This window comes from Desulfovibrio sp. JC010, from assembly GCF_010470675.1.
Taxonomy (GTDB): Bacteria; Desulfobacterota; Desulfovibrionia; order Desulfovibrionales; family Desulfovibrionaceae; genus Maridesulfovibrio.
In genome coordinates this window covers 152,228-167,542 of record NZ_VOIQ01000005.1, presented here as the reverse complement: position 1 = coordinate 167,542, position 15,315 = coordinate 152,228, and the positions used below count along the sequence as shown (strand labels likewise).

Below are 15,315 nucleotides of genomic sequence, written 5' to 3'. Positions count from 1 at the left end.
ATACACAGCGAAGCTTAATAAAAGGTTTTGGGATTCTTGCACTAGCCCTTAGGTGAGCGGCTTCCGCGAGTCTTAGGGATAGCGACAGTGGAACAAACCCTTTTGCAAAAGGGTTTAAGGCCCCCGGCAGGGCCGCCGGAGGCATCTCTTAACGCCTGAGCAACGAAATCCCGGAAATCTTATTAAAAGTGCGTACTGCAAAAGTGTCGGTCATACCCGAAACATAGTCCACTATCTTCTGGGTATTTTTATATACTTCCTGCGGATTCCTGAAGTCATCACCCTCAATTTTAGGGGCGTAGAGTTCCGGCAACAACTTCATGGATTTCTTGCACTTTGCTCCCAACTTACCCTTGGTATGCAGCTCAACCACAATGCTTCCCAGAAAATCAAGAATCTTCCAGAGAACTTCATATGCAGCGGCCTCGGTCTCAATGACTTCGGTAGAATTGTAGACTTTTTCGATAGCAATTTCCTTGAGCCTGCTGAATTCCCGGGCCTTGCCGATACCCTCGGTCAGGCTGGAATTAAATTTTCCGTCAAGGATTTTATCTTCGTGGTCAAAAAAGACATCACAGGAACTGGTTACCAGCGCGTTAATGGTACAGGCGCGCAGGTATTCCACCTGCTCCTTGGTTCCCGGTATACGATCCACGCGGGCAATAATATCCTGCTTGTTGTCCAGAATATCCAGAAAAATACTGCGCAACTCTTCAAAAGAGATCAGGTTCAGACGGTGACCGTCTTCAATATCGATAACGTGGTAGCAGATATCATCAGCCGCCTCCACCAGATAGGCAAAAGGATGACGGGCCCACTTTTTATCTTCCAGTTGAGTCAGCCCCAGATATCCGGCCACTTCAGCATAAATTTCAGCTTCGCTGTCAAAGATTCCGAACTTCTTTTTCTTTTTGATATGCCCGGAAACATAAGGATACTTGGTAAAAGCAGCCAGCGTCGCACATGTAAGCTGCATCCCGCCCCTGCTGTACGGACGCTGCAGGGCCAGAATATTTCGCAAGCCCTGTGCGTTGCCTTCAAACCAGATAAAATCGTTGCGCCGGCTCTCATCAACCATGGAACAGAGCTTCATGCCGATTTCAGAAGTCTGGAACCAATCCCGGATTACATCCTCCCCGGAATGCCCGAAAGGCGGATTACCGATATCATGGGCCAGACAGGCCGTGGCGACCACGGTTCCCGGTTCCGAAGAAATAATATCAAGATCGTCGTACTTGGCGACCAGCCTGCTTCCGACCATATTTCCTAAGGAACGCCCAACAGACGAAGTCTCAAGGCTGTGGGTCAGCCGGGTACGCACGTAATCGCTTTTAGAAAGCGGAAAGACCTGCGTTTTATCCTGCAATCTCCTGAAAGCTGAAGAGAAAATTATGCGGTCAAAATCGCGCTGAAATTCACTGCGGTCATGATCAATATAATCTGATTTTTCTTTACCTATTCTCTGCTTGCTGAGTAATTTTTTCCACTGCATGTATTATATTTTCCTTTTCTATCACCTGAGAATCCATATATTTCTTCATAATATGGTGCAGAGTCCCATCCTTGCGCATGGACTCCAGTGCGACATTAAAACGGTCACGCAAATGACCCAGCTTCCTCTTTTTGGAGAAAGCAGCATATACATTATTAAAACTCACAGGAGGATAAAGCCTGCGCACCTGACCAGTTAGCCCCATAGTACGAATCGTATGAATTGTCGAAGCAGTATCACCAATCAAAATATCAAAACGCCCTTTAAAAAGCTTGGCTACATTCATATCCGGGGAAACCGCTTTTTCAACCCGATCTGCAGAAACTTTGGTTTTTAGGAAGTTCTCAACTTCCTTTCCATAGCTGTAATCACTTACAACCCCGAATCTTAATTTACCCATATTAGACAGATCGCCATCAAAAACTATATCCGAATCCTGACGAACAAAGAATGAAATTGTCTCGCCGCGTATGGGGGTGCTGAAATACATTTTCTGTTCTCTAGCCGGGACCTTCAATATCCCGATAAGGCCGTCGGCATGCCCATTCATCCCCATGTATAATGCACGTTTCCATGGAACAAGCGTCATATCAAGCTTCTCATTCATGCGACGAAAACATTCCTGCATAATATCAATGTCCCACCCCTTAAGTGTTCCATTCTGACAACATGCATAGGGTGCATATTCCAAAGAGACAAAAGAATAACCATCTGCCCGCGCGGCAATTGATGAGCACCAAAATGCGGCACAGATAATCCAGAAAACAAGGAATGTTTTAATGGACTTACTCATTTATCACTCCACATACTTCTGCATAATCCGCTCCCATGTTCCATCCTCGCGGATAGACCTGAGTGCCGCATTGAAATGCTCACGAAAAGAAACAAGCTTACGTTTTTTGGAGAACGTAATATAAATATTATTCTCGGCAACCGGAGGCTCAAGACTGCGGACCTGTCCAGCCAGGTCCGCTTTACTGACGGTATGCAATGTTGAAAAATGGTCACCGACCAAAAGATCGAAACGTCCCTTAATGAGCTTGGCAAGGTTCATTTCCGTATCAACAACCCGCTCTACACGCCCGCTCTCTGAAGCTTTTGCCAGAAATTCATCAATCCGCGGACCATAACTGAAATCACGAATTACCCCAAAAGAATGCCCCTGCAGGTTTTCCAGGTTTCCATCAAACTGCAATTTTGAATCATTACGCACAAACAGAGAAATCTGCTCCACACGCACCGGATCACTGTAATATAATTTTTCCTGACGTTCAGGAGTCTTGACTGCTCCGAAAATTCCATCAACCTGTCCGAGCATGGCCATCTGCAAAGCCCGTTTCCATGGCACCAGCAGAATTTTTACATCAACATCCATACGCCGGAAACATTCCTGCAGAATTTCAATATCAGATCCTGTAGGAACTCCGTCCTCATATATCGAATACGGCAAATACTCCAAAGAAACAAAAGTATACTCTCTCGCCATCCCTATACTCGAAACAAGCAGAACAGATGAACACAATAACAATATAATTATACTTCGCCTGATAAATTTGCCAAACATACCGGAACAATAACTCAATCAAACAACAGCGGCAACAATTTCATAATTTTTTAATAATCATCTATCCCCGGTACGAAAACAACAGCTTCAAAAGACTACGCACCCGCTCGGAAAACAATTTCTCTCCAAGCAATTTACCGGCCACCTTCTTATTCATCTCAGACAAAGTGGGATAAGGATGAACGGCCCCGGCAAGGGTTGCGAGACCGACTTTACCGTTCACCGCCGCCACCCATTCGGAAAGCAGTTCCCCGGCATGTACGGCAGCGATCTGACAACCGATAGGCTTGCCCTTTTTGTTCAACAACAGCTTGATACGCCCCCGTGCTTCACCTTCGGCCAAAGCGCGGTCACTGGAAGAAAACTCTTCTATTACGGTCTTGTATTCAATGCCCGCCTGTTGGGCGGCTTTCTCATTCATGCCCACGCTGGCAAGCTCCGGGTCGGTGTAGGTGCACCACGGCAGCCACGTGTAATCCGCCTTGCGCGGCAGATGGAACACAGCATTGGAAACCACAATCCCACCCTCATATCCTGCGGCATGGGTAAAGCGGTACTTTCCGGTCACATCCCCGGCTGCATAAATATTCGGCACCGATGTACGCATACGAGCATCCACCGCGACAGATCCCCGTTCAAGCTTCACACTGATATCTTTCAGCCCCAGCCCGGAAATATTGGAACTACGGCCCATGGCGACCAGCAGTTGTGATCCTTTGACCAGCATGCTTTTCACGCCGGACTCCAGCCGGACCGCAACACCGTCACCGGATCTGTACACTTCATGAATCCTTGAACCGAGAATAAAACGAACCCCGTCCTCGATCATACCGCCCATGACGTAGCGGGCCATGTCCTCGTCTTCACGGCTCAAAATCTGGTTGCTGCGCTGGATGACCGTAACTTCGCTGCCCAGCCGCTGAAATGACTGGGCCATCTCCACGGCAATAGGTCCTCCGCCAAGCACAATCAGTGACTTGGGCAGCTCCTGCAATGAAAAAACATCAACATTGGTCAGATAAGGAGTTTCATCCAGCCCTTTGACGGGCGGTGCGGAAGGCGAGGAACCTGTGGCGATAACCCATGAACGGGCTGAAATTCTATCCCCGTGCAGAGAAACAGAATGTTTATCATTAAACCGGGGGGCACCGAAACGGACCTCGACCCCCAGAGAATTAAACCGCTCCACGGAATCGTGAACCCGAATGATATCGATGACTTCTTTGATACGCGCCGCAACCTGCGCGAAATCCACCGGGGGCAGATCAACTTCGGGCAGACCGAAATCCCCGGCCCGGCCCATGAGCTGACGCACCCGTGCGCTGCGGATGAGGGTCTTGCTGGGCACACAGCCGTAATGCAGGCAATCCCCGCCCAGCTTGTGCTCTTTATCGATGAGCAGCACTTTTACACCCAGTTGCGCAGCCCCGGCCGCAACGGTCAGCCCTGCGGCACCTCCGCCGATCACACCGAGATCATAGTCATAGACACTCATGAGGCCCTCCTTAAATATGCAGCACACCCCGCAAAGCGGCCCCATAAAGCCCGCTTTCCTGATTGTCATTTAAAAAAACCGGAATCTGCTTCAGCAAATCCCCCATAGAGCTTGAATCAAGAAATTCTTCCATGAACACATCCTGCTCAACCACAAAGGGATTCTTGGCTACGATTCCCCCGGCAATATACAACCCTCCGGTAGCGCAAACGCTGATGGCGTAGTTGCGGCAGCAACGGGCGGTAAATCGGGAATACCATTCAAGAGTCCGGCCGCCCTGCTTCATTTTCTCGGCAACCTTACTGGGCTCAAGATCCTCCCCGGTGAGATAGAGATGGAGCATGTTCAGCCCGCGCCCGGTGAGCACTTCATCGCCGCAGCAATAGGAAATATTGCGCTTATCCATGACGAATTTACAAAAATCCAGTTCATCGGCTGTCTGGCAGGGAAATGAGATATGTCCGGCTTCGGAAGGAACAGGCACATAACCAAGCTCCGAAACCGGCACGGGAACCAGCGCGCAATGCCCCAGCCCGGTCCCGGCCCCGATAACCCCCACTGTACCAATGGGCGAAATCTCAGCCTCATGAATAACCCGGCAGCCCTTCACCGCCGGAGTGCGGCAGGCATAAGCCTGCGCTGCGAAATCATTGATCAGCATGGCAGCGCGGAATCCGTATTTTTTGTAGCCGTCCCGGAAATCAACATCCCAATCCACATTGGTAACATTGCAGTAAACACCACCCACCACCGGACCGGCCACCGCAATAACCGTCACATCAAAATCCGAAGGGGCGTAAGGAAATTCGCTCTCGGCAAGCATTTCCATAAGATGGTCGAAACTGCGGGCCTGCACACTGGAAAGCCAGACAGTTTCCTTCATGACCAGACTATGGGCCGGACCGGATTCAAATGCGGCAAACCTGCTGTTTGTGCCCCCGATATCAACTGCTAAAACAAGTCCCATTACTCCAATCCCCTGCTCTTTTTACAATTATCTTTTCCAAACAAACTGACCGGAATTCTAATACATTAAACAAAATAAATAAATGCACAGCACCCGTGTTCACATAAATATAACTTCACGGCACAAGCGGGCGTCAGAATACGGACGCAACAAAACCCGGTACGGACTGCCCCGCATGGGACGCCGCACCGGGCCGTTTTCAGTTATGCCGTGGAGATCTGTCTACGTGCTTAGGAAGCCTTAGCCTTCACTAAAGGGACTTCATGCAGAATCTTGTCCTTGGATTTCTTCTCATCCCTGCGCATCTTGATATACTTGCGGGTAATGTTTCTAAGAGCCTCAGCCTTTTCTTCGCGGTCATCGGCATCAAGGAAAGCACCCAGCTTTCTTTCCAGCTTATAAGGATTCTGTTCCTTTTTGATGGCGATTACGCCGTCGAGAATCATCTTCTGGTTGATAAGCTCATTACGGGTCCGGCAGCCCACGGTTTCAGCCATGGGCGCGAAGATCATGTTGCTGAAGATCACCCCGTAGAGGGTTGAAATAAAGGCCACCGGGATATGTTTAAGGATCATTGCCGGATTGTCGATGCCCATGAGCAGACCTATCAGTCCGATGACTGATCCGGCCACACCGAAAGCAGGGGCAAAACGGGCCATGGACTGAAATACCCGCTCGGATTCACTCCGGCGCATATGGAAAAATGACATTTCAGTTTTCAGGCAATCCTTGATTTCATCTTCTTCAAAATTATCCACCAGCAGCATGAGCGCATTACGCAGGAAAGAACTGGTAGTCTTCTCGCCCGCTTTTTCAAGGGAGAGCATACCGTCCATTTTGGAACGGACACTCAGATCGAGCAGGGTTTCCACGATTTCCTCATGGGTTGCCAGACGGGTGGAGTAACTGTCCTGCACCACCCGGAAGGCTTCACGCAGCTGCTCCACCGGATAGCTGAGCATAACCGCCACAGCAAGACCGGAAAGAACGATGGCAAGGGCCGCCGCGTTCCAGTAGAGGGCAATCCCCCCGCTGAACCAGAAGCTGCCTGCAAAGACTGCGGAAGCAACGATGACACCGATTAAATTCTTCTTATTCATTACAGACCTCCTTACTGGGCACTAACGTCAGTATTAATAACTATAATCTCAACCCTGCGGTTGTTGCCTTCCACCTTGCCCATTTCACCGGGCAGTTCAGGGGCAACGCCGCCGCGTCCGCTGACAATTATGCGGACCGGATCGATTGATTTCTGATTGATCAGATATTCTGCCACCCGCGCGGCACGGCTGGCGGAAAGCCCGAAAACTGTATCCTTGCCCGTTCTGGCAGCATCGCTACCGTCAGTATGGCCGATTATGTGGATGGCATGATTGCTGGTCTTGAGCACCTCGGCCACTTCGGCAAGATATTGACGGGTCTTTGACTCAAAGCTGCTCTTGCCCGGTGCGAAAAAGGCATTCCCACGCATGACTATCTTCAACTCGCCGTCTTCCTCTTTCATGCTCACGGCCCCGTCATCGCTGCGGTAAAGCACGTCTTCAGGGGTCATGACCACCCGTGCGGAACTGGACATGGCCTCGCGATGAAACGAAATCATTTCAATAAGTTCATCAGCAGGATTCACAGCCATCTGCGACTGGGCATTGCCCTCGAAGATAACTTTGATATTTTCTTTGGACTGACTGTAGATAAACAGCACCACAAAAAGGACGAACATAACCATCATCAGGTCGGACCACGGAACCGCCCAGCCGCTCATGCCGGAACTATCCGTATTTCCTGATTTAAAATCCATCAGGTCAAGTTCACATTTCAGATCATCGAATTTCATACCATGCTCCATCGTCAGGTGAGTTCGGGTTAAGCCCGTGGTTCTCTGCTGATTACAAAGCAAGGGTAATGCCAATCGCCGAAACAATGTATATTACGGGGGCTAAGAAAGAATGTTTTTACTTAAGGAAAGGATAAAAAATGAAAAAGTCAAAAAAAGGACATAAACGGAAAGTCCGAAAAACAGCACTGTCAGGCTGGTGAGAAAGTGCCAGATGCTAGGAACAAAAAAAAGTCTGGAACGACACGTATATGCACATACGTGAGTTTCAAACTTTTTTGCAGTGACGACGCAGATGGTGCTTTATGGACGGCCTGACTATAAATCAATGCACAGCCCGTCTTGAGCCATAATGATATTACCCGGCCTGAACTCGGCCAGCTGGGAAAATTCCTTGGTGTCTTCCAGAAATTTCTGAAGCTGAAAATCGTCCAGAACAGGTTCCTGATGGAACAGGCAGAGGGTCTTGACCCCGGCCATACCGGAAAGCTCCACCGCGATGATGTTGTTGGAATGCCCCCAGTCTTCCTTGATGGAATTTGCCTCGGCAAATGAGTACTGGGCATCCATGATCAAAAGGTCCGCGTCTTTAAAAAATTCCACAAACCCTTTATCTGCAAGGGCTGTGGCACTCTTGTGCTCGCAATCAGTGGAGTAGACGGCTGATTTACCATCCTTTTCAAATCGGTACCCGAATGAACCGCCCGGATGATACTGGGCTTTGACCTCGACACTGACTCCGGCAACCTCAAGCTTCTGCCCGGTTTTCAAGCGGGTAAAGTCAAACTCGGCCCCAAGATTATCAAAATGGACCGGGAAACAGGGTTCGCTCTGCTGATTACGCAGAACTTTTTCTATGCCGGGATGACCGCCGTAAAATGAAATCTTATTTCCGGGAATGTAAGCCGGAACAAAAAACGGAAAACCCTGAATGTGATCCCAGTGCAGGTGGGACATGAAGATATGGAAATGGGCCCCCGGAGCACCGTGCCGATCGGCCATGATTTTGTTTCCGAGATCACGCAACCCGGTCCCGCAATCGCAGATTATGTAGTCATCGCCCTGCCCTTCCACCTGAATGCAGGGAGTGTTCGTCCCGTAGGAACCGCGAACAGGAAAAGGAAGTTCATTGTCTATGAACGCATCAAGATCAGTAGTTGAATCGATACCCTTTTCAACAGCTATCTCAAGTGCGGCCTTGACTTTGGCTCTGGCCCTTTCGGCATTAAATGTGGCAGACAGGGACCCGCGCGCGCCCCAGATGCATACCTTCATTGATTACTCCTGTTCTGTATTTTATGAATTATTACATTCAGAAGTGGAAAAGGGCAACCAAAGCCTACAAAAAATAACATCACAGCTTCAATCAGCATTCACATTTGACCAATTGCAAACTATCAAACACAATTAACGAAATTTATTTAACGGCCCCCAAAACGACAACACAAAGAGAATCATCATGAGTATATACAGCACCGTAAAACCGCTGATACTGGGCTCAGGCTCCCCGCGCCGCAAGGACCTGCTTCACTCCGCCGGACTGACATTTGAAATCAAACCCGCCACATGCGAGGAACCCGCCCCGCTCCCCGGTCAGGGACCGGAAGATTACGCCATTAAAATGGCGGAACTGAAAGCCGAAAACGTTGCCGCAGCAAATCCCGGTTCATACGTTCTCGGCTCGGACACCATCGTGGTCCGTGACCGGGACATCCTCGGCAAGCCCGCTGACCGCGAAGAAGCCTACCGGATGGTCAAATCCCTGTGCGGGCGCAAGCACAAGGTTATCAGCGGCTGTGCCCTGATTTCACCTGAAGGGGAAAAAACAAGCTACGCCGTATCAACTGAAGTAGAATTCATAGATTTCAACGAAGCATCAGTACGGGCCTACGCCGCAACCGGAGAGCCGGATGACAAGGCCGGAGCCTACGCCATTCAGGGACAGGGAGCCTTTCTGGTCAAAGGGATCAGTGGTTCATATACCAACGTAGTCGGATTGCCCCTTGCGCGGGTGATTGAGACACTGGTTCAGTGGGGTGTGGTGGTTCCGGGGGAGGGATAGAAACCGAAATCAACTACCATTATGCTAATGGGGAGGGAGAATCAAGGGTCCTCCGGCCTAGCCGGAGGATCTGTATAATGGCTTAGTAAGCTTCGCTGTTGTTAACTTCTAAAACCGCCATTAACACCAAAATTTGCCTAACTCATCGGCGTGTTCGGCCATACATTCTGCGACAGCTTTCGGAACTAATTTCAAAATATCTGTGCCCTTTTTCCATTCTTCGCGTACAAGAGTGGAACTGATCACAAAATCAAAATCTCCGATTATGTAAATTGAGTATCCATCAGGAACTGTCCAGACATTCTGCCCGGTCTTTTTAATAGCGGGGAAGATGCGCTGCAGTTCCTGCGCCATTTCACCATGGTCGGCTTCTTCGCGGCTGACGGCCACCACATTGCCCAGCTTGGGGATATCCTGCCAGTCTTTCCATGTGGTGAAGTTTTCAAAGGAGTCCTGCCCCATGATGAAAAAAAGTTCATCTCCGGGATAGCTGCGGGCGGCCTCGCGCAGGGTATCTACAGTATATGTCGGTCCTTCGACAGAAATATCAATATCGCTGACTTCCAAACCTTCGCAGCCCTGCACAGCCTTTTCGACCAGCTCATAACGCAACGCAGCAGGCAGCATTTCGCCCTGTTCTTTATGATACGGATGCCCGGCAGGCAACAGCAAGACCTGATCAAGCTGCAAACGCTTCATCACTTCTTGTGCCACATCAATGTGCGTGGAGTGAATTGGATTAAAACTACCGCCGAAAAGACCTGTTTTCATAAACTATTGCCTTCGGCGACACCCTGTTATCACTCATCCGTAAGACTCGAAGCAAAGCTTCTCGCCTAACGGCTGCGAGTCCTGCCGGGGGCCTTAAACCCTTTTCCAAAAGGGTTTAAGAATCCCAAAACGTTTTAATAAGGCTTCGCCGTTTTTATCCGAAGAACGTCTTAGCAAGCTGTTTTGCGAAGCATAACTAAAACGTCTTTGAAAGAGAGGGGATGGGGCATCAAATTAATTTCTTACATCCCAATTACCGAGCAGCACGAACTTAGTAGAAGTAAGCTCAGTAGCCCCCATGGGACCGTAGGAATGCAGCTTGGAGGTGGAAATCCCGATCTCCGCGCCGAGTCCGAGCTGTCCGCCGTCGTTGAAACGGGTGGAAGCGTTAACCCCGACCATGGAAGCATCCACTTCGCGGACAAAACGCATGGCCCGGTCGTGATCTTTGGTCAGGATGACTTCACTATGGTTGGAGCCGTAGCGGGAAATATGATCCTGTGCTTCATCCTGAGTAGAAACCACTTTTACACATAAGATCAGGTCAAGATATTCCATACCCCAATCGTCGAAGTCAGCGGCGATGGCTTTAGCTCCCAGAAGCGGCATGGCCCGGGGGCAGCCTTTCATGGTCACACCCACTGCACCGAGCAGTGTTCCGAGGGAAGGTAAAATTTCCTTGGCAATATCCTCGTGTACCAGCAGACACTCAAGAGAGTTGCAGGCCGCAGGCTTCTGGACCTTGGCATTCTTAATGATGTCCATGGCTTCAGGAATATGACAATCCTTATCCACATAAATATGGCAGACACCCTTGTAATGTTTCAGCACGGGCATGGTCGCCTGTGAAACGACAGCACGGATCAGACCTTCACCGCCACGGGGGATGACCACGTCAATGTATTCATCCAGCTTAAGCAGTTCGCTGACAGCTTCGCGGTCGGTAACTTCCACCACCTGCACTGCTTCAGCGGGCAGACCTGCTTTGCCGAGTGCTTTCTGCAGGAGAGAAGCAAGGGCGAGATTGGAATGGATGGCTTCAGAACCGCCACGCAGGATGACCGAGTTCCCGGCCTTAAGGCAGAGCACGGCGGCGTCGACTGTGACGTTGGGGCGGGATTCAAAAATCATCATGATAACGCCCAGCGGGATGCGCATCTTACCGACCATCATGCCGTTGGGGCGACGTTCCATCTTTTCGATTTCACCCACGGGATCAGCCTGTCCGGCAACCTCGTTGCAGCCCTGAATCATATACTCAAGCACAGACGGAGTAATTTCAAGACGCTGCAGGCGGGCCTGATCAAGACCGCGCTGTTTTGCAGCATCGAGGTCTTTTTTATTCTCTGCAAAAATAAATTCTTTTTCCTGCTCCAGCAAAGCAGCCAGTTCGATAATGGCTGCATTCCTTGCTGTGCCGTCAGCACAGGCAATTTTACGGGAGGCTTCCTTAGCCTTTGCAGCAACTGCTTTCATTGCTTCTGAATAGCTCATAAGTTTATCCTCAAAGACATTTATATTGACTGAAATATCATTTTTCTCACCGGTTGGTTCTTTTTGGCTACTAAGGATATTGCAAAAAAGTCAACTACCATTTACCAATGTAAGCGGTCCGAAACGTTTTTTGTTGAAAAATATGTGAAATTATTTTTTCTTTTTTTGTCACCTTTTTCAACCCCTTTCACAATTAGTCAAAAGTTACGGTATGTTAATCCAAGCTTACAATTTTGACCTTTTTGTCAGACTGCTTTATATAGCGCACTTCAACTTTGTATAAAATTTCATGGAGGCTTTCCTTTACAATGGAAGAACAAAACAACACACAGGACATTCTGAATCAGGTTCACGAATCCACCCCCGACACCCTTCATCCTCTTCTTGACTACATTATTAAGAACGGAAAGATGATTGTAGCCGGGGTGGCAGCGATCATTCTCATTGCAGGCGGAATTTCCGGCTTCAAGTACATGAACCAGCAGAAAATGATCAAAGCTCAGAGTGAACTGGGAGTTATACTGATCAAGTACAGCGGCACAAAACAGGCCGACGAACTGGCTGCTTTTGCAAAAGACGCTCCCGCATCCATGATGCCTGCTGTCCAGCTGGCGCAGGCCAAAGCATGGATGGATGCAGGCAGCTATGCTGAAGCTAAAACCGCATGGGCTGCTGTGGGCAAAACCTCCCCTGAGATGGCTCCTGTTGCCGGACTCGGCGAAGCAAAATGCTTGATGCTTGAAAAGAAAGCAGGCGAAGCAGTTACTCTTCTGCAGGGCCTTAAAAACAGTGCCGGCGAAAAGTATGCATCTTCCATCGACAGACTGCTGGCTGAAGCCGCTGAACAGGCCGGAAACATCCAGCTTGCAGTACAGGCATATCAGGGCCTGCTGACCAGCGTACCTCAGGAAGCTTCTTTTTTTGAGTTCAAAATCAAGGAACTCAAGGCTAAACTCTAAAATTTAATACAGGCTGATCATAAGTGTACGACTGCGTGATGTGATGAGACGCAGAACGGGGCTCCGGCATTAACCATAGGGGCCGGATCCCCGCTGAGCCTCGACAGTCGTGCGTTTGTGAACATTCTGTTAACCCCATGACCTAAGGAGCATATTCATGGCTCACCCACTTCTCAAGGATAGTCCGGGCATGAAAAAGCTGCTTCTCGGCAATGAAGCCATTGTCCGAGGCGCGATTGAAGCCGGTATTCAGGTTGTTACCTGTTACCCCGGCACCCCCTCCTCCGAAGTACCGGACACTTTCTTCCGTCTTTCACCTGAAGGCGACTTCACTTTTGAATACTCAGTCAACGAAAAGGTTGCTCTGGAAGTAGGCGGCGGTGCCACTCTGGCAGGCGCAATGACCCTGACCACCATGAAGCACGTCGGCGTAAACGTTGCTGCCGACCCGCTCATGACTCTCGCCTACACCGGCACCCCCGGCGGCATGGTTCTGCTTTCCGCAGACGATCCCGGATGCCACTCCAGCCAGAACGAACAGGACAACCGCTACTACGCACGCCTTGCAGGCATGCCCTGCCTTGAGCCATCCACAGCTCAGGAAGCAAAAGACATGACCCGCGATGCGCTGAACATGTCCCGCGAAATGTCCGCTCCGTTCATCCTGCGCACCACCACCCGTGTTAACCATCTGCGCGGCCCTGTTGAGTACGGCGAAGTGGCCAAACTTGCTCCTGCTGCCGGATTCCAGAAGAACCCCGCACAGTTCGTACCCATCCCGGCTTTCGCCCGCAGGATGCACGTTGAGCTGCTTGAAAAGCTCGAAAAACTGCGCGAAATGGCGGAGACCTCCAAGTACAACAAAATTTCCGGCAATGGAAAAATCGGTATCGTAGCCTCCGGTATCTGTAGAGCATACCTCGCAGACGCACTCGCTGACACCGGTCTTGCCGATAAATTTAAAGTTCTTGAGCTGGGCTTCACTTACCCGCTGCCCACCAAGATGCTCACCGACTTCATCTCCTCCGTGGAAAAAGTCGTTATTCTGGAAGAACTTGAGCCTTTCCTTGAAAATGAGCTCCGCGTTCTGGCCCAGAAAAATTCTATCACAGTGGAAATCATCGGCAAAGACAACGCTCTGCTGCCGCTGAACGATGAATACTCCACCCTGAACATCACCGCCATCATCCGCGAAGTTCTGGGTATGGAAGCAGAAAAGACCCAGAGCTGTCCTGCGGAAGAAGGACTGCCCATGCGTCCGCCGAACCTCTGCGCAGGCTGCACCCACCGTGCCGCATACTACGCAGTGAAAAAGGTTTTCGGCCCTGACGCAGTCTGTTCTTCCGACATCGGCTGCTACACTCTCGGTATTCTGCCTCCGCTGAATGCTGCTGACTTCCTGCTCTGCATGGGCTCCTCCATCTCTGCAGGTTCCGGAGCAGCAAAAGCCGCAGGTCAGACCGTGGTAGGCTTCATCGGTGACTCCACTTTCTTCCATTCCGGTATTACCGGCCTGGTAAACGCTGTCTTCAACCAGCATGATATCCTGCTGGTCATCCTTGACAACTCCACCACCGCCATGACCGGGCATCAGCCTCACCCCGGCGTTGAGACCACCGCACTGGGTTCCAACCCTGCGCAGGTCGACATTGAGTCCATCGTCAAGGGTTGCGGTGTAAGTGAGATCCGTACCGTTAATCCGCTGAACCAGAAAGCACTCACTAAAGACCTCGAAGATCTGAAAGCCATGAACGGCGTGCGTGTCCTTATTGCCAAGGCTCCCTGCCCGCTCTTCGCCCGCAGAACCCTTAAAAAGGCTCCCGGACAGACTGCTTACGTAGCGAATCAGACCGCAGAAGTGCTCAAGGTGATGGAAGAACTGGCCTGTCCCGCATTTGAAAAGACTGCGGAAGGCGTTGAAATCAATGAAATCCTTTGTTCCGGTTGCATGCTCTGCCTGCAGCTGACTAAAGATATTAAAGCCCGGAAAAGGAGCAGCTAATGAGTGACAGGTTGCGTATATTCATGACCGGGGTCGGCGGACAGGGAACCCTGACAGCCACCAACCTCCTTGCACAGGCGGTTCTTGACTGCGGTATCGATGTGACTGCCGGAGAAATTCACGGAATGGCCCAGCGCGGCGGTGTTGTTGAGTCTGCACTGCTCATCGGGCTGGCCTCCCCTAAAATCGGACATGGCGAAGCAGACGTTATCCTCGGCTTTGAGCCGCTGGAAACCCTGCGCGCCCTGCCCTACCTGAAGCCCGGCGGCACAGTGCTTTCCAGCACTGAATATGTTCCGCCCCTTTCCGTATGCACCGGAAAAGCAGAAAACACCCCCCTTGAAACCATCAAGGAAAAGGTTGATGGATGCGCCGGAAAAGCATACTACCTGCCCTGCCAGAGCTTAGGCCTCGAAGCCGGAGCCGTGCAGAGCGGTAACATCGCCCTGCTCGGAGCACTCTGTGCCACAGGATGCATCCCGCTGAAACCGGAACAGCTGGCTGAAACAATAAAATCAGTCATGAAACCGAAAATAGCGGACATCAACCTGAAGGCTCTGGAGCTCGGAGTCAAAGCAGTATCATAAGTAAATAAACGACAGCCGCATGATCTTCATGCGGCTGTCGACTTTACAGAACAGTATACCATATCGGGAGGATACTCCCGAATGCGCC

Annotated in this window: 14 protein-coding genes; 4 read left to right on the top strand and 10 right to left on the bottom strand. The window is 50.4% G+C overall.

All coding sequences use genetic code 11. The features are described 5' to 3' along the window. Positions 1-148: 148 nt before the first annotated feature. From FMR86_RS07435 to FMR86_RS07400, 8 genes are all read right to left on the bottom strand, one after another. Positions 149-1,492: a deoxyguanosinetriphosphate triphosphohydrolase gene (locus tag FMR86_RS07435; RefSeq protein WP_163350463.1), complete on the bottom strand. Its 1,344-nt coding sequence runs from the start codon at positions 1,490-1,492 to the stop codon at positions 149-151. After that, positions 1,452-2,285, bottom strand: a complete 834-nt coding sequence (locus tag FMR86_RS07430; protein WP_163350462.1) for an ABC transporter substrate-binding protein — start codon at positions 2,283-2,285, stop codon at positions 1,452-1,454. The genes FMR86_RS07435 and FMR86_RS07430 overlap by 41 nt, the downstream gene beginning before the upstream one ends. 3 nt (positions 2,286-2,288) lie before the next feature. Beyond that, complete coding sequence (locus FMR86_RS07425) at positions 2,289-2,978, bottom strand: ABC transporter substrate-binding protein (protein ID WP_239057171.1); 690 nt, start codon at positions 2,976-2,978, stop codon at positions 2,289-2,291. Between the two features lie 139 nt (positions 2,979-3,117). Next, complete coding sequence (locus FMR86_RS07420) at positions 3,118-4,551, bottom strand: NAD(P)/FAD-dependent oxidoreductase (protein ID WP_163350460.1); 1,434 nt, start codon at positions 4,549-4,551, stop codon at positions 3,118-3,120. A gap of 10 nt (positions 4,552-4,561) precedes the next feature. After that, the gene (locus tag FMR86_RS07415) at positions 4,562-5,518 is read right to left on the bottom strand and encodes a glucokinase (RefSeq protein WP_163350459.1); all 957 of its coding nucleotides are present in this window, start codon (positions 5,516-5,518) and stop codon (positions 4,562-4,564) included. Between the two features lie 230 nt (positions 5,519-5,748). Next, positions 5,749-6,618 carry a motility protein A gene (locus tag FMR86_RS07410; RefSeq protein WP_163350458.1) on the bottom strand — a complete coding sequence of 290 codons (870 nt, stop codon included), beginning with the start codon at positions 6,616-6,618 and terminating at the stop codon, positions 5,749-5,751. Positions 6,619-6,629: 11 nt separating this feature from the next. Continuing rightward, on the bottom strand, positions 6,630-7,352 hold the full coding sequence (locus FMR86_RS07405) for an OmpA family protein (protein ID WP_163350457.1): 723 nt from the start codon (positions 7,350-7,352) through the stop codon (positions 6,630-6,632). 318 nt (positions 7,353-7,670) lie between these two features. Continuing rightward, positions 7,671-8,627, bottom strand: coding sequence for an MBL fold metallo-hydrolase (locus FMR86_RS07400; RefSeq protein WP_163350456.1), 957 nt, complete (start codon positions 8,625-8,627; stop codon positions 7,671-7,673). 184 nt (positions 8,628-8,811) lie between these two features. Here FMR86_RS07400 and FMR86_RS07395 point away from each other — a divergent pair, with 184 nt between their 5' ends. Then, positions 8,812-9,414 (top strand): nucleoside triphosphate pyrophosphatase, encoded by a 603-nt coding sequence (locus FMR86_RS07395; protein WP_163350455.1) that lies wholly within the window; start codon positions 8,812-8,814, stop codon positions 9,412-9,414. 120 nt (positions 9,415-9,534) lie between these two features. On the opposite strand, the gene nadD is transcribed toward FMR86_RS07395, so the two are convergent. Both nadD and FMR86_RS07385 read right to left on the bottom strand, forming a co-directional pair. Further along, the gene (nadD, locus tag FMR86_RS07390) at positions 9,535-10,185 is read right to left on the bottom strand and encodes a nicotinate-nucleotide adenylyltransferase (protein ID WP_163350454.1); all 651 of its coding nucleotides are present in this window, start codon (positions 10,183-10,185) and stop codon (positions 9,535-9,537) included. Positions 10,186-10,419: 234 nt separating this feature from the next. Beyond that, entirely contained in the window at positions 10,420-11,679 is a 1,260-nt protein-coding gene (locus FMR86_RS07385; RefSeq protein ID WP_163350453.1) for a glutamate-5-semialdehyde dehydrogenase, read from the bottom strand. Between the two features lie 308 nt (positions 11,680-11,987). On the opposite strand from FMR86_RS07385, the gene FMR86_RS07380 reads away from it, so the two are divergent. The 3 genes from FMR86_RS07380 to FMR86_RS07370 all read left to right on the top strand — a co-directional run bounded on the left by FMR86_RS07380 (position 11,988) and on the right by FMR86_RS07370 (position 15,227). Next, positions 11,988-12,638, top strand: a complete 651-nt coding sequence (locus FMR86_RS07380) for a tetratricopeptide repeat protein (protein ID WP_163350452.1) — start codon at positions 11,988-11,990, stop codon at positions 12,636-12,638. A 157-nt stretch (positions 12,639-12,795) separates the two neighbouring features. After that, positions 12,796-14,640, top strand: coding sequence for an indolepyruvate ferredoxin oxidoreductase subunit alpha (gene iorA, locus FMR86_RS07375; protein WP_163350451.1), 1,845 nt, complete (start codon positions 12,796-12,798; stop codon positions 14,638-14,640). Then, positions 14,640-15,227: an indolepyruvate oxidoreductase subunit beta gene (locus FMR86_RS07370; RefSeq protein WP_163350450.1), complete on the top strand. Its 588-nt coding sequence runs from the start codon at positions 14,640-14,642 to the stop codon at positions 15,225-15,227. The genes iorA and FMR86_RS07370 overlap by 1 nt, the downstream gene beginning before the upstream one ends. Positions 15,228-15,315 lie beyond the last annotated feature (88 nt).